Source organism: Chitinimonas naiadis (assembly GCF_054780835.1).
On the sequence record NZ_BAAGVO010000001.1, the window covers coordinates 400,284 to 417,465 of the forward strand.

At 62.1% G+C, this 17,182-nt stretch carries 17 protein-coding genes; 8 read left to right on the forward strand and 9 right to left on the reverse strand.

The features are described from left to right. Positions 1-84: 84 nt before the first annotated feature. Positions 85-813, forward strand: coding sequence for an AraC family transcriptional regulator (locus ACYVHK_RS01785; RefSeq protein ID WP_460526960.1), 729 nt, complete (start codon positions 85-87; stop codon positions 811-813). A gap of 100 nt (positions 814-913) precedes the next feature. Continuing rightward, positions 914-1,336 (forward strand): Mpo1 family 2-hydroxy fatty acid dioxygenase, encoded by a 423-nt coding sequence (locus ACYVHK_RS01790; RefSeq protein WP_460526962.1) that lies wholly within the window; start codon positions 914-916, stop codon positions 1,334-1,336. A gap of 418 nt (positions 1,337-1,754) precedes the next feature. Here ACYVHK_RS01790 and ACYVHK_RS01795 read toward each other — a convergent pair whose 3' ends face one another. The 3 genes from ACYVHK_RS01795 to pepN form a co-directional block, all read right to left on the reverse strand. Beyond that, complete coding sequence (locus tag ACYVHK_RS01795) at positions 1,755-3,881, reverse strand: putative bifunctional diguanylate cyclase/phosphodiesterase (RefSeq protein ID WP_460526964.1); 2,127 nt, start codon at positions 3,879-3,881, stop codon at positions 1,755-1,757. 6 nt (positions 3,882-3,887) lie between these two features. Beyond that, positions 3,888-4,322, reverse strand: coding sequence for a response regulator (locus ACYVHK_RS01800; protein ID WP_460526966.1), 435 nt, complete (start codon positions 4,320-4,322; stop codon positions 3,888-3,890). A gap of 170 nt (positions 4,323-4,492) precedes the next feature. Continuing rightward, entirely contained in the window at positions 4,493-7,141 is a 2,649-nt protein-coding gene (pepN, locus tag ACYVHK_RS01805; RefSeq protein ID WP_460526968.1) for a M1 family metallopeptidase, read from the reverse strand. 334 nt (positions 7,142-7,475) lie between these two features. Here pepN and ACYVHK_RS01810 point away from each other — a divergent pair, with 334 nt between their 5' ends. The 4 genes from ACYVHK_RS01810 (at position 7,476) to ACYVHK_RS01825 (ending at position 11,117) form a co-directional block, all read left to right on the forward strand. Then, positions 7,476-9,143, forward strand: a complete 1,668-nt coding sequence (locus ACYVHK_RS01810) for a nitrite/sulfite reductase (protein ID WP_460526970.1) — start codon at positions 7,476-7,478, stop codon at positions 9,141-9,143. Then, complete coding sequence (locus ACYVHK_RS01815) at positions 9,136-9,705, forward strand: DUF934 domain-containing protein (protein WP_460526972.1); 570 nt, start codon at positions 9,136-9,138, stop codon at positions 9,703-9,705. Before ACYVHK_RS01810 ends, ACYVHK_RS01815 begins: the two co-directional genes overlap by 8 nt. A gap of 2 nt (positions 9,706-9,707) precedes the next feature. Further along, positions 9,708-10,457, forward strand: coding sequence for a uroporphyrinogen-III C-methyltransferase (cobA, locus tag ACYVHK_RS01820; RefSeq protein WP_460526974.1), 750 nt, complete (start codon positions 9,708-9,710; stop codon positions 10,455-10,457). Positions 10,458-10,601: 144 nt separating this feature from the next. Next, complete coding sequence (locus ACYVHK_RS01825; protein ID WP_460526976.1) at positions 10,602-11,117, forward strand: lipocalin family protein; 516 nt, start codon at positions 10,602-10,604, stop codon at positions 11,115-11,117. Between the two features lie 61 nt (positions 11,118-11,178). Here ACYVHK_RS01825 and ACYVHK_RS01830 read toward each other — a convergent pair whose 3' ends face one another. From ACYVHK_RS01830 to ACYVHK_RS01840, 3 genes are all read right to left on the reverse strand, one after another. Beyond that, positions 11,179-11,391 carry a YgaP family membrane protein gene (locus tag ACYVHK_RS01830; RefSeq protein ID WP_460526978.1) on the reverse strand — a complete coding sequence of 71 codons (213 nt, stop codon included), beginning with the start codon at positions 11,389-11,391 and terminating at the stop codon, positions 11,179-11,181. A 129-nt stretch (positions 11,392-11,520) separates the two neighbouring features. After that, complete coding sequence (locus ACYVHK_RS01835; protein WP_460526980.1) at positions 11,521-12,093, reverse strand: hypothetical protein; 573 nt, start codon at positions 12,091-12,093, stop codon at positions 11,521-11,523. A 115-nt stretch (positions 12,094-12,208) separates the two neighbouring features. Beyond that, the gene (locus ACYVHK_RS01840) at positions 12,209-13,042 is read right to left on the reverse strand and encodes a DUF429 domain-containing protein (RefSeq protein ID WP_460526982.1); all 834 of its coding nucleotides are present in this window, start codon (positions 13,040-13,042) and stop codon (positions 12,209-12,211) included. Positions 13,043-13,112: 70 nt separating this feature from the next. Between ACYVHK_RS01840 and ACYVHK_RS01845 the strand changes: the two genes are divergently transcribed. Further along, positions 13,113-13,991: a Tim44 domain-containing protein gene (locus tag ACYVHK_RS01845; protein ID WP_460526984.1), complete on the forward strand. Its 879-nt coding sequence runs from the start codon at positions 13,113-13,115 to the stop codon at positions 13,989-13,991. 56 nt (positions 13,992-14,047) lie between these two features. Here ACYVHK_RS01845 and ACYVHK_RS01850 read toward each other — a convergent pair whose 3' ends face one another. Beyond that, entirely contained in the window at positions 14,048-14,302 is a 255-nt protein-coding gene (locus ACYVHK_RS01850) for a VF530 family protein (RefSeq protein WP_460526986.1), read from the reverse strand. Beyond that, positions 14,299-15,066 carry a hypothetical protein gene (locus ACYVHK_RS01855; protein ID WP_460526988.1) on the reverse strand — a complete coding sequence of 256 codons (768 nt, stop codon included), beginning with the start codon at positions 15,064-15,066 and terminating at the stop codon, positions 14,299-14,301. The genes ACYVHK_RS01850 and ACYVHK_RS01855 overlap by 4 nt, the downstream gene beginning before the upstream one ends. A 101-nt stretch (positions 15,067-15,167) precedes the next feature. Between ACYVHK_RS01855 and ACYVHK_RS01860 the strand changes: the two genes are divergently transcribed. Then, positions 15,168-16,088, forward strand: coding sequence for an RluA family pseudouridine synthase (locus tag ACYVHK_RS01860; RefSeq protein ID WP_460526990.1), 921 nt, complete (start codon positions 15,168-15,170; stop codon positions 16,086-16,088). Here ACYVHK_RS01860 and ACYVHK_RS01865 read toward each other — a convergent pair. After that, positions 16,085-17,170: a GGDEF domain-containing protein gene (locus ACYVHK_RS01865; RefSeq protein WP_460526992.1), complete on the reverse strand. Its 1,086-nt coding sequence runs from the start codon at positions 17,168-17,170 to the stop codon at positions 16,085-16,087. The two genes, ACYVHK_RS01860 and ACYVHK_RS01865, sit on opposite strands and share 4 nt — an antisense overlap. Positions 17,171-17,182: the final 12 nt, after the last annotated feature.

A 17,182-nucleotide genomic window follows, 5' to 3' on the forward strand; every position in this document is an offset into this window, starting at 1 on the left:
TGGCCAGTGCACACCCTGTTGTGAAAATCCGCCAGGTGATGGAATGCCTCCTGGCAGCCTGACCGCTCTGCCTATACTGGCGACATGAAACACGGACGTATGTATCTATGGCGCGGCAGGGCGCTGGTGCTGGGGGTGGATACCGATTCCACGCCACATGCCCACCATGCGATTCAACTCAGTCTGGCGCTGGAGGGTGAATTCCGCTTGTCGCAGGGCGAATCGGGTCTGCAGCCTTGCCGGGCGGCGATCCTTTGGCCGGGTCGGCAGCACAAAATCGCTGCCAACGGCGCGCTGATCGCGCATCTCTTCATTGATCCTGGCCAGCGCGTCCTTGATGCATGGCAGTCGGCTGAGCTCCACCCCGAGCCCAGCGCCGAGCTATGTCATGAGTTGCTGGACGCCTGGCGGACACCCCGCAGCCTGTCGGTGTGCGAGGCCAGCGTCAGCCGTTGGCAGGAGCAATGGCTGCCTGGTTTTGATCGCGCCCCCGTGCTGGATGCCCGCATTGCACGGGTGCTGGACCAGCTCGCGGTCGAGCCGGAACTCGATTCCGATGCCCTCGCGGCTTCGGTCGCCCTCTCCAAAAGCCGCTTCAGCCATCTGTTCAGCCTGCATACCGGCCTGCCGTTCCGTCGCTACCAGTTGTGGATGCGCCTGCTGGCGGCCGTCGACCGGCTAGCGGCTGGGGCCAATCTCACCACCGCCGCACATGCGGCCGGTTTTGCCGATCTCGCCCACATGAGCCGGGTATTCCATGCCACCTTCGGTGTGGTGCCGTCCACCTTGAGCCGACTTGCGATCACGAGCTGACAGGACAGTGGAATCGTTCAAGCGCGTGATTCGCGAGTGGCGTTAGAGTGTCTACTCCAGTCCGGGAAACGAGACTGGCGAGACAACAAGGAGACACGTCATGAGCACGATCGACAACCTGTTCGAGCGATACGGCGAAAGCCACCAGAACCCCTTCAACAAGCGCGTCCACTGGATCTGCGTCCCGCTGATCACCTTCAGTTTGCTGGGCATGCTATGGGCCGCCACCCCGTGGCTCGCCGTCGGTTTCGTGATCTTTGCACTGGGCTACTACCTGCGCCTGTCGCTCCCCATCGCCCTCGGGATGCTGCTGCTTTCCGCCGCCATGCTGGGCATCGCCTCGGTCCTGCCCTCGCTGCTGATCAGCAGCATCGCGATCTTCGTGCTGGCCTGGATAGGCCAGTTCATCGGCCACAAGGTCGAAGGCAAGAAGCCCTCGTTTTTCGACGACATCAAGTTCCTGCTGATCGGCCCGGCCTGGCTACTGGGCTTCATCTACCGCCGCTGGCATATCCGCTACTGACACGTAGGCTGGCCCGGCCGTGGGGCTAAGGACCACGGCCGCGCGCCAGTTCAGACAAGCCGGATCCTAGGGCTCCCCGACGGCTAGCGAAATCCGTCGGCGTCCGGCAATCCCGCCTTGCTCATCAACATTCGGCGGATAACGCCTTCGGTTCATCCACGCTACGGTCCGTGGGGGAGTCGGACACTTTTGAAATGAGGGCTGCACCACAGAAGGGCTAACGTAGCTCCGCCCGCATCGAAAGCGCGCCACAGATGATCGAAGTCACCCACGAGCGTAGCGAGGCTCCCTCGCGGTGGCGAGGGCGGGGATGTGGGGGTGAAAAAGCAAAGCGCGCGTGCACATCATATGCCGGTTAGCACCCGGCTTTGCCGGGTGTTGAACATCAGTTACAGCATTGAGTGCAACTAATCCGAGCTCACCACTGCTGACGCGAAGCAATCAGCGCGGTGGCCTGATCGGCGGGCAGGGGCTTGGCAAAGTAATAACCCTGCGCAAAGTGGCAGGACATCTCACGCAGGGCATCCAGCTGCTCGGCGGTCTCGACGCCTTCGGCGATCACGGCCATCCCCAGGCTACGCGCCAAGAGGATGATGGCGCGGACGATTTCACGGCTGAAATGGTCTTCGGTGATCTGCCGCACGAACGAGCCGTCGATTTTCAGCACGTTAGACGGGAAGCGGTGCAGATAGGACAGGGAAGAGTAACCGGTGCCGAAGTCGTCCATCAGTATCTGGATGCCGCGCGCCCGGATCGCCTGCAGCATGGCGATGATGGCGTCGGTGTTGTCCATCAGGATGCTCTCGGTGATCTCCAGTTCCAGCCGGCTGGCTTCGATCCCCGCCTTCGCGATGGCGGTGTCGATCTGCTCGACCAGGTCGAGCTGGTTGAACTGTTTGCCCGAGAGGTTGACGCTGATCCGCAGCATGCGGTCCGGGAAGGCGGTTTGCCACTTGGCCACCTGGCAGGCTGAATTCTCCAGCATCTGCCGGCCGATCTCGTTGATCAGGCCGATCTCCTCGGCCAGCGGGATGAATTCCGCCGGGCTGATCAGCTTGCCTTCGGGCTGCTGCCAGCGCACCAGGGCTTCGAAGGCGGCGATCTGGCCGGTTTCGAGATCCACGATGGGTTGGAAGTAGGGTAGGAACTCCTGGGCGGCCAGCGCCCGGCGCATCTCCTGCTCCATCTTCAGCGCACGCAGCATGGTGCCCTGCATGGCGCGATCGAACACCTCCATCTTGCCGCCCTTGCGTTGCTTGGCACGGTGCATGGCGGTGTCGGCGTCACGTATCATTTCCTCGGGGTGGGCATAGCCACCCGAAGAAAGCGCAATCCCCACCCGCGCGCCGGGATAGACCTCATGGCCTTCGAGGTCGATCGGCTTGGCGAGCTCGGTCAGCATGGATTCGGTAAAGCGGATGGCTTCGTTGGGGTCGCTGATCGCGTCGAGCAGGATGGCGAACTCGTCACCACCGAAACGAGCCACGACGTCGCCCGGGCGCTGCACCTGGGCCAGGCGTTCAGCGGTGACGCGCAGGATGCGGTCGCCGGTCGTATGGCCAAAGCTGTCGTTGATATAGCGGAACCGTTCCAAGTTCAGGCACAGCACCGCGCACAGATAGTCCGGATCACGGGTGGCATGCCCGAGCGCGAAGCCGAGGAAGTCGGTAAACATCGCGCGATTGGCGAGTCCGGTCAGGCTGTCGTGCAGGGCGTCGTACAGCATCTGCTCTTCGGCCCGCTTGCGCTCGGTGATGTCGGTCAGCGAGCCTGCCATGCGGAAGGCCAGGCCGGTGTCCGTATCGATCATCGCCATGCCGCGGGTCAGCATCCAGCGCCAGCTGCCATCCTTGTGGCGCATGCGATGTTCCGCCTCGAAGTGCGGGGTCTCGCCCTTCAAGTGCTGGATCAACTGCAACCGCAGGCCTTCGCCTTCGTCGGGGTGGGTCAGTGCCAGCCAGGTCTCCGGTACCGGATCGAGCAGTTCATCCTCAGCGTAGCCGAGCATGGCTTTCCAGCGCGGCGAAAAATAAATGCTGTCGTCGCGGATGTCCCAGTCCCACAGGCCGTCATTGGCACCGCGGATGGCCAGTTCATAGCGCTCCTGGCTCTCGCGCAGGGCCAGCTCGGCCTGGCGCTTGGCGCGGCGATTGCCGGTTTCGCGCAGTTCGCGCTCCACCACGCTGGCCAGGCGTTTCAGGTGTGTCTTGAGGATGAAGTCATTGACGCCGGCTTTCATCATGGCCACGGCGGATTCCTCGCCGATGGTACCGGTCACGACGATGAAGGGGACGACCTGGCCATACTCCCGGAACACGCGCAGTGCTTCCTGGGCCGAGAACTGCGGCATGGAGTAATCGGAAAGGACAAGGTCCCAGCTGCCGGTGTTGAGTGCGGCGTGCATGGCCTCGGGGGCATCCACGCGCTGATATTCCACCTCGAAGCCCTGTCGGCGCAGGGCGAGGATATTCAATAGTGCGTCGTCTTCGGAGTCGTCGACGACCAATACCCTGAGCGTTTTCTGGATGAGGGTGATTTCGTCCATTGGAGGTCAGCTCTGGACAGGCTCGTTCAGCATCAGCCAGTAGATGCCAACCTGGCGTACCACTTCCATGAACTGCATGAAGTCGACGGGTTTGCGGATGTAACTATTGGCGCCCAGGCTGTAGCTCTTCACCAGGTCGTCTTCTTCCTTGGAGGTGGTCAGGACCACGACGGGAATCAGCTTGGTGGGTTCGCTGCTGCGGATTTGCCGCAGCACCTCGATGCCGTTGAGCTTGGGCAGCTTGATATCCAGGAGGATCAGGATGGGCCGCTCGCTCAGGTCCCGGCCGGCATGGCTGCCCTGTGCATAGAGATAGTCGATGGCTTCCTGGCCATCTCTCGCTACGACGATAGGGTTCTGTATGCCGTTCTTGCCAAAGGCACGGATGGTGAGCGCTTCGTCATCCGGATTGTCTTCGACCAAGAGTATAGGGGTGTGCATGCGTCTTTCCTGGGGGAGGCCGGGGCCGCCGGGTATCAATTCGCTTAAACACTAGAGCTTGCGGTGAACTATTGCCACTTTACCTAGCGGATAGTTCACCAACTGTCTCCAAACTACGCCGAACCCGCCAAGCAAGCACTGGTGCGGCGTAGGCCCCCTATCCTAACAAGTCATTGCAGGTTCTTGGAGACGATTTCATAAACATCGCGTGACAAGCCGCTGTGGGCGGCAACCCGGCGCAACGCCGCTTCCATGCGGGCGCGGCGGTTGGGTTCCAGTTTCTTCCAGCGGTTGAAGCTGCCTGCCAGGCGTGCAGCCACCTGCGGGTTGAGCTTGTCGACCGCCAGGATGGTGTCGGCGGCGAACTCGTAGCCCGATCCGTCCACGGCATGAAAGCCCGCGAGGTTGTTGTGCACGAAGGCACCCACCAGCGCCCGGACCTTGTTGGGATTGGTCAGGGCGAAGGCCGGATGCGCCATCAGCGCCTTCACCTGGTCGACCGTACCCAGCCGGCGGCTGAGCGCCTGCAGGGTGAACCACTTGTCCATGACCAGGGCTTCATTGGCCCATTTGGTCGCAAAGGCGGCGACGGCAGCGTCACCCTGCGGCCAATTCACCAGGGCCATCAGCGCAGCCTGGGCGTCGGTCATGTTGTTGGCCGTGCCGTACTGCTTCTCGGCCAGCTCGATGAAGCTGGCTTCGTCGAGTTCAGCCAGGTAGGACAGGGCGATGTTCTTCAGCGAACGGGCCGCAACAGCCTGCGCCTCGTAGCGATAGGGGCCGGTGTCCTGCAGGCGACCAAAGGCGGCCTTGAATTCGGCGCGCAGGGCTTGTGCCAGGCCGAGCTTCATGGCTTCGCGGGCGGCACGGATGGCATCCGGATCAATCTCTGCCTGCTGGTCGGCCAGATAGGTTTCGGCCGGCAGCGTCAGCATCAGCGCCACCAGGGCCGGGTCCAGGTTCTCGTCGGTCAGCACGCGGCGCATGGCGGCGACGAAGTCATCCTTCAATGCCAGCGGCTGGCCCTGGCGTGCGGCGTCGATCAGGCCTTGCAGATCCTGCAGCATCAAGGTCTGGCTGGCTTCCCAGCGGCAGAAGGCATCGCTGTCATGGGCCAGCAGATGAACCAGCTGTGGGCGGGTCCAGGCAAAGTCGAGCTTCACCGGGGCCGAGAAATTGCGCAGCAGCGACGGTACCGGCTCGGCCGCGACGTTGACGAAGACGAGCGTCTCCTGGGCGTTCTTGACCGACAGGACGCGGGTACCGTAGGCAGCTTCCGGTTCACCCTGCAGCTGCAAGGGCAGGTCGGCGCCATCTGGGCCGACCAGGCCCAGCGCCAGCGGAATATGGAACGGCAGCTTTTCGCTCTGACCCGGCGTGGCGGGGCAGCTTTGCGCGATATCCAGCGTGTAGGTCTGCTTGGCGGCGTCATACTGACCTTGCACGCTGAGCACAGGGGTGCCTGCCTGCGAGTACCAGCGGACGAACTGGCTGAAATCGTAGTCGTTGGCGTCGGCCATCGCGGCGCGGAAGTCGTCGCAGGTCACGGCCTGGCCGTCGTGGCGCTTGAAGTAAAGGTCGATACCCTTGCGGAAGCCATCCCGGCCCAGCAGGGTCTGGTACATGCGCACGACTTCGGCGCCCTTCTCGTACACGGTCACGGTATAGAAGTTGTTGATCTCGATATAGCTCTCGGGGCGCACCGGATGGGCCATGGGGCCTGCATCCTCGGCAAACTGGTGGGTACGCAGCGTGCGTACCGCCTCGATGCGGTTGACCTCGGGGCTACCCATGTCAGCCGAGAACTCCTGGTCGCGGAATACCGTCAGGCCTTCCTTGAGCGATAGCTGGAACCAGTCGCGACAGGTCACGCGATTGCCGGTCCAGTTGTGGAAGTATTCATGGGCGATGACCGCCTCGATGCCGTCGAAATCCACATCGGTCGCGGTATCGGGCCGGGCCAGCACGAACTTGGTATTGAAGATGTTGAGGCCCTTGTTCTCCATGGCACCCATGTTGAAGTCGCCAACGGCGACGATCATGTAGGTGTCGAGGTCGTATTCCAGGCCGAAGCGCTGTTCGTCCCAGGCCATGGATTTCTTGACCGAGGACATGGCGTGATCGCACTTGTCGAGGTCAGCGGCGTCGACAAAGATTTCCAGTGCTACTTCACGACCGGAGGTGGTCGTGAACTTGTCGGCCAGCTTGGACAGCTTGCCAGCGACTAGCGCGAACAGATAGGCGGGCTTCTTGAACGGGTCGACCCACTTCACCCAGTGGCGGTTCTTGTCGAGCGTACCTTCGCCGACCTTGTTGCCATTGGAGAGCAGTACCGGCCACTTGGATTTGTCGGCCACCACGGTGGTGGTGAAGCGCGCCATGACGTCCGGGCGGTCCAGGTAGTAGGTGATCTTGCGAAAGCCTTCGGCTTCGCACTGGCTGTAGAAATTCGCACCCGAGCGATACAGGCCGTTGAGGCTGGTATTGGTCTCGGGGTGGATGATGGTGACGATCTCGAGGATCGCATTGTCCGGCATGACGGTAATGGTCAGCGATTCGGCATCGATCTCGTAGCAGCTGGCGCTCAATGCCTCGCCATCGAGCTTGATCGACTCGAGCTCCAGTTCCTTGCCGTCCAGCTTCAAGGGCGCCCGGCTGTCCGGGTGCGCCGGGTTGCGATGCAGTACCAGGCGCGAACTGACACGGCTCTGCTGTTCTTCCAGATCAAAGGTCAGGTCGACCTTGTCGATCAGGAAGGCTGGGGGCGTATAGTCCTTAAGTTGGATAGGCTGGGGCGTATTGGCGTCGAGTTTGGCCATGGTGCGTCTTTTCTCTGGCTGTGGCAGGGCGGCAGGATCGCTGCGTCTTGCCTTGGTGCATGTGAGGTAAACGTCCGATTATAAACCTGTGCTGCAGGCTAAGGACTAGCTGAATCGGTTCTGGTCGTTCCGAATGGTGGGCCATCGGATCAATGACTTAGCGTTTGCTTATGCAGCTTCGGATGTGGATGCGCCGCCCGGAGTCCGGCAACGATGGCGTGGAACTGCGCTATATGTGGGTGGCGCGATATAAATAGACGCAAAGGTTCGTTTTTCGCATAAGGCTGCACTGTTATTCTGCAAGACTCCCGCCAGCTTCCCGATTGGCCGCACCATGTATGTTTACGACGATTACGACCAGCAGATAGTTGACCAGCGCGTTGCCCAGTTTGGCGACCAGACCCGCCGCTATCTTGCCGGAGAACTGACCGAGGATGAATTCCGTCCCCTGCGGCTGCAGAACGGACTCTACATCCAGCGCCATGCGCCCATGTTGCGCGTGGCGATACCCTATGGACATCTGCGCAGCGACCAGGTGCGCAAGCTGGCGAGCATCGCCCGCCGCTACGATCGCGACTACGCCCATTTCACCACCCGCCAGAACCTGCAGTACAACTGGCCCAAGCTCGAAGACGTCCCCAAGATACTGGCCGAGCTGGCCGAAGTGCAGATGCACGCAGTGCAGACCTCGGGCAATTGCGTGCGCAATACCACCAGCGACCAGTTTGCCGGTGTGGCACACGACGAGATCATTGACCCGCGTCCCTGGTGCGAGCTGATCCGGCAATGGAGCACCTTCCATCCCGAATTCGCCCACCTGCCACGCAAGTTCAAGATCGCTGTCAGTGGCTCGGTCCAGGATCGGGCTGCCACCTGGGTGCACGATATAGGCGTGCACGTGGTGCATGACGCCGCGGGAGAGGTTGGCTTCAAGGTCATCGTCGGCGGCGGCCTGGGCCGTACGCCTATCGTGGGTAGCGTGATCCGTGAGTTCCTGCCCAAGGAGCATCTGCTGAGCTACTTCGACGCCATCCTGCGGGTTTACAACCGCTATGGCCGTCGCGACAACAAGTACAAGGCCCGTATCAAGATCCTGGTCAAGGCGATGACGCCCGAGGCGTTCGCCGCCAAGGTCGAGGCAGAGTGGGTCCATCTGAAGGATGGCCCGATGACCCTGACCCAGGCCGAAATAGACCGCGTGGCCAGCCATTTCACCGCACCGGCCTACGAAGCGTTGCCGGGCGATGACGCCGGCTACCTGGCGCTCAAGGCCAGCAACAAGGGCTTTGCCCGCTGGGTCGAGCGCAACGTGTTCGCTCACAAGGTACCGGGCTATGCGGCAGTGACACTCTCGCTCAAGCCGACCGGCATTCCCCCGGGTGATGCCAGCGGCGCGCAGCTCGATGGCGTGGCGGACCTTGCCGACCAGTACAGCTATGGCGAAGTCCGCGTCAGCCATGAGCAGAACCTGATCCTGGCCGACGTGAAGCAGCGCGATCTGGCCGCCGTCTGGGAAGCTGCCAAGGCACTGGGCTTTGCGACGCCGAATATCGGCCTCCTGACCGACATCATCTGCTGTCCCGGTGGCGACTTCTGCTCGCTGGCCAATGCCAAGTCCATCCCGATTGCGGAAGCGATCCAGCGTCGCTTCGATGATCTTGACTACCTGTTCGACCTGGGTGAGATCGACATCAATATCTCCGGCTGCATGAATGCCTGTGGCCACCATCATGTCGGCCATATCGGCATCCTGGGCGTCGACAAGAATGGTTCCGAGTGGTACCAGGTATCGCTGGGTGGCCGCCAGGGCCATGGCGCCAGCCTGGGCAAGGTGATCGGCCCCTCGTTTGCGCAGGACGACATGGCGGAAGTGATCAGCCAGGTCATCGAGGTCTATGTCGCGCACCGGCACGATGACGAGCGCTTCCTGGATGTCGTGGACCGTGTCGGTATCGATCCCTTCAAGGCGCGTATCTATCAGAAGGAAAGCGTCCATGGCTGAGCATATCTATCCCGCCGAGCAGGATCCGGCCGACGGGGCCGAGGCGCAGCAGCCCCATCCGCACTGTACCGATGCGAAGCAGCGCATCATTGTCGACCGGCAGATCGTCGACGACAGCTGGCAATGGCTTGATGGTAGCGAAGTGCCGGCCGTCGGCCCGGTGATCGTGCCCTTGAAAGTCTGGCTGGCACAGCGCGCCGCCTTGTTGGCGCGTGGCGAGGTCGGTGTCTGGATTGCGCCGGACGAGGAGGTCGAGCAACTGGCGGCGGATGTCGCCAGGCTGCCGTTGATCGCAGTCGACTTTCCGGTGTTCACCGACGGCCGCGGATTCTCGACCGGTCGCCTGTTGCGGGAACGCTATGGCTTCAAGGGACAGTTGCGTGCGGTGGGTGATGTCTTCAAGGACACCCTGCTGTTTCTGCAGCGCTGCGGTTTCAATGCCTACGCGGTTCGCGCCGACAAGGACATCGTCGAGGCCGCCAAGGGCCTGGACGACTTCAGCGAGTTTTATCAAGCCGCGGTGGATCAGCCGCAGCCGCTGTTCCGTCGCCGGAGCGCCTGAGCATGGCGGGCAAGGTCTATCTGATCGGTGCAGGTCCTGGCGCAGCCGACTTGATCACGGTAAGGGGCATGCGTCTCTTGCAGGCTGCTGATGCAGTGCTCTACGACGCCCTGGTGCAGCCCGAGATGCTGGCCTATTGTCCGCAGGCGGTATTGATCCCGGTCGGCAAGCGTTGTGCACAGGCCTCTACCGCCCAGCGGTTCATCAACAAGATGCTGCTCGATGCGGCGGGCAAGTACGGCACGGTAGTCCGCCTGAAGGGGGGCGATCCCATGCTGTTCGGTCGCGCCCAGGAGGAGATGGGGGCGCTGGACGAAGCCGGTATCGCCTATGAGGTGGTACCGGGCATTACCGCGGCGCTGGCTGCATCGGCCGATGCCGGAGTCTCCCTGACCAGCCGTGGGCTGGCTCGCAATGTCCTGTTTGCCACGGCACGGGTTGGTGAAGGCGAAGCCGGAAGCGACTGGGTGAAGCCGGTACTGGCCGCAGACACCACGGTGCTCTATATGGGGGTACGCCAGGCGGCGGAGGTAGCCAGGACACTGCTGGCTGGCGGCATGTCCGCGCAGACGCCGCTGCTGATCATCGAGAATGCTTCCCTGCCGCAGCGCAAGGAGTTTGCCTTGAGCCTGGCGGATTTGCCGCAGGTTGCCGACTGGCAGCTGCAAGGCCCGGCCATCCTGCTGATCGGCGAGGTCTATCGTGCAAAACTGGCGCTATCGAATGCGGAGCCGCTTGCCCTTACTGCCTGATCATCGCTCCGTGATGGATTGGGGCTGATCGACGCCGCATCATCGATGCGGCGTTTTTCATTCAAGGCGCCCGCAAGTGGCGTGCAACTTTCAAATCATGCAATATGTCCCATATTTGTACAAGACAAAATACTGGGGTCTCGTATGCGTATCCGTATTGCTTTGCTCATCTTGTTGCTCGGTCTGGTAAAGGCCTGGGCTGCGCCGGTCCAGTCCGTACCGGTGGTCGAGCTCGATCGCTATCTTGGCAAGTGGTATGAGATAGCGAGCTTCCCGATGTTTTTCCAGCGCATGTGCGTTGCCGATACCACGGCAGAATACAGTCTGGGGAAGGATGGGGCCGTCATGGTCAAGAACCGTTGCCGACGCGACGACGGCAGCTTTGCCGAAGCGAATGGCAAGGCCCGTGTTGTACCGGGAACAGGCAGTGCCCAACTCAAGGTCAGCTTTTTCTGGCCGTTTTCCGCCCCCTACTGGGTTATCGGGCTGGCGCCGGATTACAGCTGGGCAGTCGTGGGCAATCCTAACCGGGAGTATCTGTGGATACTGTCGCGGACCCCGCAGCTGGAACCGCAGCAGCTTGATGCCGCGCGGGCGGCAGCGATGGCGCAGGGCTTCGATCTGGCGCTATTGCGCACGACACGCCAGGCCAGCCCCTGAGCTCCCGGCTACGGCGCGGCCTGCCTTGGCAGGCTCGCACAGTGCCAGGTCCACCCAAAGCTTACTTGCCGGCCTGCTTGGCAAGGCGACGGCCAGCCAGGGCGCAAGCAGGACAGAAGCCGAGCAGGCCCGAGACCACGATACCCGCGGCCGAGACTGCCACCAGGGCGCCGATCACGCCCGGTAAACTTGTCAGGGCGGCAACGACGACGGCCAGACCAATCACGACACGCACGACACGTTCCCAGTTCGGTACATTCTTGACATACAGCATGGTGCAACTCCTTAGTTAGACAGAGGACATCCTCGCTCACTAAGAGGCGCATCGTTGCCGAACGGATTCGCGACGGTGAAAAAATAATTGCATTGCCCCGGATGCGGTCTGGCCGGGGCAAGGTAGCGCTCAGCCGTTATGCTTCTTGCGCCAGATCTGTCGGCTGGTGACATTCTCATCGTGCTGAACCTGCCGCTGCTCGGCGGCACCCACGTGGCCATCACGTCCTGCTACTGCTTCACGTCGGGTATCGCGGGCTTCACTCTGTTCGGTACGGGCGACTTCGCGGTTGCTCAACTGACCACTTTGCACGCCTTGTGCGATGCGTTGCTGCTGGTTGAGATTGCGCTGTACGTCGGCCTGCATGCGCCGGGAAGACGCCGAGTTCGGATTGCCATGCTGGGCATCATGCTTTTCCCGGCTGATGTCGGCACTGACCCGGTTTTCGGCCCGGTTGATCCGTGCCTGTTCACGCTGGCTCAGATGGCCATCCTTGAGTGCGCCGGCCTCGAGCTTTTCGACATGGGTTTCTTCTCCTTCTAGGCGCGCGGCCTCCCGGGTGTTCAACTGCCCGGATTTGAGGCCTTGTTCAATGCGCTGCTGCTGGTTGGCATCGCGCTGTACGACCTCCGCAGGGCTGGCTGCGTAGGCGGCGGTACCGATCAGTGCGGCGGCGATCAGGGTGTAAGGGGAGGGTTGCATGGTTAGGGCTCCTTGTGTTTTTTGGCCGCAGTCGCGGCCTGCAAGCGATAAAACGCAAGGTGCGGGCAGGTGGTCGACCCGATTTACGGTCGTTTACATGCCCTGGACATTATTTTCAGTTGGTATTGCTGATTGGGGGTGTCGCGACGACAGTGACGATCCAACCCTCCAGCGGGTCCATGTCCGTCGGCAGGCCGTAGCCGATTTGCCTGGTGGCCCAGGCTGCCTGCAGCAGGCATAGCACGGCATCCAGTGTGTCGGCAGAGGCATCGTCAATCAGGCGGTCCGCCAGATGGTCATCCATCTTCAGCCTTATCCCGAGTGGGTGCTCACCTGCCCGCAGCGCGCCGACAATACGCGCCCGGCGTTCGCGTCTTTCCGGAGTCTGCCTGGCTTTGTCATCGCTCTTGTAACTGGCGTTGCCGATAACCGCACGTGCCGCAAGTGCCGGATAGGCCTCGATGGCCACGCGCAGGGGGTCGCCATCCTGCAGGCCGGGCAAGCTAAGGCCCGCTGCCTGCAGGCGGGTAGCGCCTTCGTGCAGCATATAGGCGACCGGCGGGTTGACCCATTTCATCGAGGGGCTGGAGCGCGCCAGGCTATCGACGGCCCGATGGGCAAACTTGCCGCCGACGGGCCGTTGGGCGCAGAACGAGCGCAGCATGTTTGTCAGCGTGCCACGGTCGAGCGTATGGAGATAGGTCATCAGGGCGGGCCACTCCAGCGGCCAGCCCAGCGTTTCCACCAGCTCACGCGGCAGGCCGAAAGGAAAATCACACGCCGCCAACCACGGGCCAGCTCGCTGCAGCAGGGCATCGAACTCGGCAAAACTTTCCAGCAGGCTAACCCGCTCAAGGCAAAGACCGTCGCCGTCCACGTGCCCCTCCGCCACGGTGATCGGCTTTCTGCGGGTAGGACGGCTGGTGAAGTCGATGCCAAATAAACGCATGAGGGGCCTTGGGGAACTCGCGGTGTTTCCGGTAGTCTGATGGGCGTTATCCACTGGAGCAAGCACACGCATGAAACGCATTCTGTACTCCCTGTTCGCCGTATTCCTCAGTGTCGGCATCCTGGTGCCGGACGCAGAGGCCAAGCGTTTTGGCGGCGGTAAGTCCTCCGGCATGCAGCGTAGCGTGCCCACGCGTGATGCCAGCCCCCAGCGCCAGGCTGATCGTCCGGCCCAGAACCAGCAGCAACCGGCCGCCGCACCTGCCCAACCCAAGCGTAACTGGCTGGGCCCCTTGGCTGGCCTGGCTGCCGGTATCGGCCTGGCTGCCTTGTTTTCCCATCTGGGCATGGGTGAAGGCATGGCCAACTTCATGATGCTGGCCTTGTTGGCCGTGGTGGCTTTCGTGGTTATCGGCTGGGTGATGCGCCGCATGAAGCCGGCACAACCGGCTCAGGCGGCCCAGTACGCCGGCTCACCGGCGCCAGCCCCTGCTGCTACGCCGGCAGCGTTCCAGTCGAATGCCAGCTATGGCTCGGTCAACTCGCCTGCCAACGATGTGCCGGCAGCACCCGCATTCCCGGCGGATTTTGACGCGGCTGCTTTCGAGCGTACCGCCAAGCTCAATTTCGTCCGTCTGCAGGCAGCCTATGATGCGGCCGACCTGGATGACCTACGCGAATTCACCTCGCCGGAAATGTTTGCCGAGATCAAGTTGCAGATCGGTGAGCGCAAGGGAACTGCCAACCATACCGACGTGGTCAACGTCGAGGCGGTGGTGCTGGACTATACGGTCGAAGCACGCCGTGATGTCGCCAGCGTCCGCTTCCACGGTCTGATCCGCGAGACGGCCGAGGGCAGCGCCGAGCGATTCGATGAAACCTGGCATCTGACCAAGGCCAACGATGGTCGTGCTGGCTGGGTCGTGGCCGGTATCGAGCAGAACACCTGAAGCGGGTGTGATGCATGAAAAAGGGGCGTCCTGGACGCCCCTTTTTTAATGCCTGTTCAATCCTCGCTGGCGGGCGGCTTTTGTCTGGCCTGGCTGCGCTGGTACTTGGCGTAGAGCTGCTCTACCTTTTCGCGCGCCCAGGGAGTGCGCCGCAGAAAGGTCAGGCTGGACTTGATATTGGGATCGGAGAGGAAGCAGCGGATGGCGATCCGCTTGCCGAGTTCCGGCCAGCCATAGTGTTCGACCAGGCTGGTCAGCATCTTTTCCAGCGTGATGCCATGGCTGGGGTTGTTGGCTTGTTGTTCACTCATGCTGATTGACCCATCTGGCTGAGCGCGGTCTCGGCCCGGCGCAGCCAGGGCTTGTTGATCGCTTTCGCGTGGCTGTGCCAGTGCCGGCTGTCCTGGATGATCTCCTGGTACAGGGCTGTGGCGCGTTGCAGGTCACCTGGCTGCGATTGGGTCTGCAACCAGTCGGCGTAATGGCATTTGGCTTCGGCCCCGCTCGCAACTGTCAGCGCGGCTTCGAAGGCGGTACGTGCCTGTGCGTGGCCAGTGGCCGCCAGGCTGCGGGCATGCAGCAATGCCAGTTCCGGCTGGCGGCGGGATTCGGGCTTGCTGTCGAACAGTTGTTCCAGCGCCTGCAAGGCACCGGCGGTATCCTGCTGGCTCAGACGTGCTTCGGCGAGCCCTGCCAGCAGTGCCGGATCACGGGCGAAGGGGCCGTTTGCGGCCTCCTCGTAGAGTTTCAGCGCTTCGGCGGTGTTCTGGTTTTCCAACAGTGCTGCGGCCAGTTTGAGCCGCTTGTCCAGCGTCGGCGTCAGCTCGAAAGCCTGCCGGGCTTCCCGTAGCGTGCGCTGCGGGTCGACCAGTTTGCTGATCGCGCGCTTGGCGACTACGCCACCCCGGCTTTGCCGCAGTTCGGGCAGGTAGACAACGGCAAAATAGACAATGCTGCCCAGGAGTGGGAACGCGAACAGCACGAATAGCCAGGTCATGTTCTGGCTGTGGCGCAAGGCGTGAATGGCAAAGTAGAGGGCGACGATGACGTGTAGCCCGAGGCCGAAGATCGGCATGGTTGCATCCTGTGGGTCGTTCGATAGTGCGGCATTCTAATCGGCAATGCGCGTGCCTGGCGGTACACTGACAGACCATCGGTCCACGAAGTTGCATCCTTTTGTCTGCTCCCCTGCCCATCCGCGACGGTATCGCCCCCAGTTATCTGTGGTTGCCCGAGGGCGACTGGCCCAACCTGCTGGTGTTTCTGATCCAGCGCTTCCCGCACCTGGGGGAGCAGGTACTGCTCGACCGGATGGCGCGGGGTGAGCTGGTGGATGAGCAGGGACGCCCGCTGACACCTGCCAGCCCGTACCGGCAAGGCGGCAGGATCTGGTACTACCGCGAGGTGGCGACTGAGACGCCGATTCCCTTTGCCGAAAAGATACTGCATCGGGATGCGCGTCTGCTGGTGGTCGATAAACCGCATTTCCTGCCCATGAGCCCGGCCGGCCGCTACTTGCAGGAAACCCTGCTGATCCGTCTGCGCAAGCAACTGGACCTGCCGCAGCTGACCCCCATACACCGGCTGGACAGGGAGACGGCGGGCGTGGTGCTGTTCTGCCTGGACCCGGCCAGCCGAGGCGCCTACCAGAGCCTGTTTGAGCGGAGGGAGGTGAGCAAGACCTATGAAGCCATCGCGGCTTACCGCCCTGAACTGACCCTGCCCATGGTGTACCGCAGCCGCATGGTTGAAGGCGCAAGCTTCTTTACGATGGTGGAAGAGGCAGGAGAGCCCAATAGCGAGACACGTATCGAGCTGCTGGAACAGCGCAACGGCCTGGCGCGCTATCGACTGGAGCCGCATACCGGGCGGAAGCACCAGTTGCGCCTGCATCTCGCCAGTCTGGGCATACCGATCCTGAACGATCCGTTCTATCCCGAGGTCCTGCCCGACAAGGGGGATGACTTCAGCCAGCCCCTGCAATTGCTGGCCCGGTCAATACGCTTTCTGGACCCGATCAGCGGCGAGCGACGTGAATTTACCAGCGCGCGGCACTTGCACGATACGCGTTTCGACACTGACGAGCCGCCGCGCTAGAACAGTTCCACACTGCCGTAGGCATCCTGCTTGATCACGCCCGACTCCACCAGCGCGCCATAGTTGGCCACCTGGTTGCGCCCACCGCGCTTGGCCTCATAGAGCGCCTTGTCGGCGTGGGCGATCAGGGTACTGGCGGAGTGCAGGCTGTCAAACCGGCAGTAGCCGATGCTGACCGTCACCCGGCCGACCTGCGGAAAATCCCGTTGCTCGACTTTGGCGCGCAACCGCTCCAGTTGTTCCGGTTCCCGGCTGGTGTTATCGGTCGTGGTGATGACCACGAATTCCTCGCCACCATAGCGATATAGCAGATCGCCCTCCCGCAGGCTGCGATGCATGGTCTGGGCGATCAGCAGCAGGATTTCATCCCCGACGATATGGCCGTAGTTGTCGTTGATCGGCTTGAAATGGTCGACGTCGATCACCGCCAGCCAGTACTGGCGGTCGTCTGCCTTGCGCTGGTCTTCACCAGCCTTGTCGCCACCATATTCAGCACTGGAGGTGGGTTGCAGTTGGCGGTTGGACAGCGCTGCCAGCATGCGGTCCAGGCCCTGGTCCAGCGCGTGCCGGTTCAGCAATCCGGTCAGCTTGTCCCGCTGGCTTTCGTCGAGCAGGGTGTAGTAATTTCGATAGAGTTGCAGTACGCCTTTCAGGATGGAGGCGTGGCTCAGGGAGATGGCCTGGCGGGATTCAAAGGCCAGGTAGCCATTCATGCCGGCCCGGCCAAACAAGGGGTAGACGTTGAGGACCTTGCTGCCGATCTTGCGGCTGGCCTGGTGCAGGGTCAGCTTGACGGTATCGATCAGCTCCAGCAGATCATCGCTAAGTACGATATTGCTGTATTCGATCTCTGCCCGCTCCAGCACGCTATCACCTTCTGCCTCCGATCGTTTGCTGGATCGATGCAGATGGACCACGCGCAGGAAGTCCTGCCGGTCATTCAGGCGGTAAAGCGAACAGTCGGCGATATTGAGCGTGGACAGGACGGTCTTCAACAGACTCTGTTCCAGTAGTTCGGTATCGCGTATCGAAGTCAGGGAGCCCAGGCGCTCCAACAGGCTGGGCATCTGAGCCACGTGCATGAACGTCTCCGG

Excerpts from the sequence above, each read along its gene's own strand:
- ACYVHK_RS01785 (WP_460526960.1), top strand. The coding sequence starts at position 85 with ATGAAACACGGACGTATGTATCTATGGCGCGGCAGGGCGCTGGTGCTG.
- ACYVHK_RS01790 (WP_460526962.1), top strand. The coding sequence starts at position 914 with ATGAGCACGATCGACAACCTGTTCGAGCGATACGGCGAAAGCCACCAG.
- ACYVHK_RS01795 (WP_460526964.1), bottom strand. The coding sequence starts at position 3,881 with ATGGACGAAATCACCCTCATCCAGAAAACGCTCAGGGTATTGGTCGTC.
- ACYVHK_RS01800 (WP_460526966.1), bottom strand. The coding sequence starts at position 4,322 with ATGCACACCCCTATACTCTTGGTCGAAGACAATCCGGATGACGAAGCG.
- pepN (WP_460526968.1), bottom strand. The coding sequence starts at position 7,141 with ATGGCCAAACTCGACGCCAATACGCCCCAGCCTATCCAACTTAAGGAC.
- ACYVHK_RS01810 (WP_460526970.1), top strand. The coding sequence starts at position 7,476 with ATGTATGTTTACGACGATTACGACCAGCAGATAGTTGACCAGCGCGTT.
- ACYVHK_RS01815 (WP_460526972.1), top strand. The coding sequence starts at position 9,136 with ATGGCTGAGCATATCTATCCCGCCGAGCAGGATCCGGCCGACGGGGCC.
- cobA (WP_460526974.1), top strand. The coding sequence starts at position 9,708 with ATGGCGGGCAAGGTCTATCTGATCGGTGCAGGTCCTGGCGCAGCCGAC.
- ACYVHK_RS01825 (WP_460526976.1), top strand. The coding sequence starts at position 10,602 with ATGCGTATCCGTATTGCTTTGCTCATCTTGTTGCTCGGTCTGGTAAAG.
- ACYVHK_RS01830 (WP_460526978.1), bottom strand. The coding sequence starts at position 11,391 with ATGCTGTATGTCAAGAATGTACCGAACTGGGAACGTGTCGTGCGTGTC.
- ACYVHK_RS01835 (WP_460526980.1), bottom strand. The coding sequence starts at position 12,093 with ATGCAACCCTCCCCTTACACCCTGATCGCCGCCGCACTGATCGGTACC.
- ACYVHK_RS01840 (WP_460526982.1), bottom strand. The coding sequence starts at position 13,042 with ATGCGTTTATTTGGCATCGACTTCACCAGCCGTCCTACCCGCAGAAAG.
- ACYVHK_RS01845 (WP_460526984.1), top strand. The coding sequence starts at position 13,113 with ATGAAACGCATTCTGTACTCCCTGTTCGCCGTATTCCTCAGTGTCGGC.
- ACYVHK_RS01850 (WP_460526986.1), bottom strand. The coding sequence starts at position 14,302 with ATGAGTGAACAACAAGCCAACAACCCCAGCCATGGCATCACGCTGGAA.
- ACYVHK_RS01855 (WP_460526988.1), bottom strand. The coding sequence starts at position 15,066 with ATGCCGATCTTCGGCCTCGGGCTACACGTCATCGTCGCCCTCTACTTT.
- ACYVHK_RS01865 (WP_460526992.1), bottom strand. The coding sequence starts at position 17,170 with ATGCACGTGGCTCAGATGCCCAGCCTGTTGGAGCGCCTGGGCTCCCTG.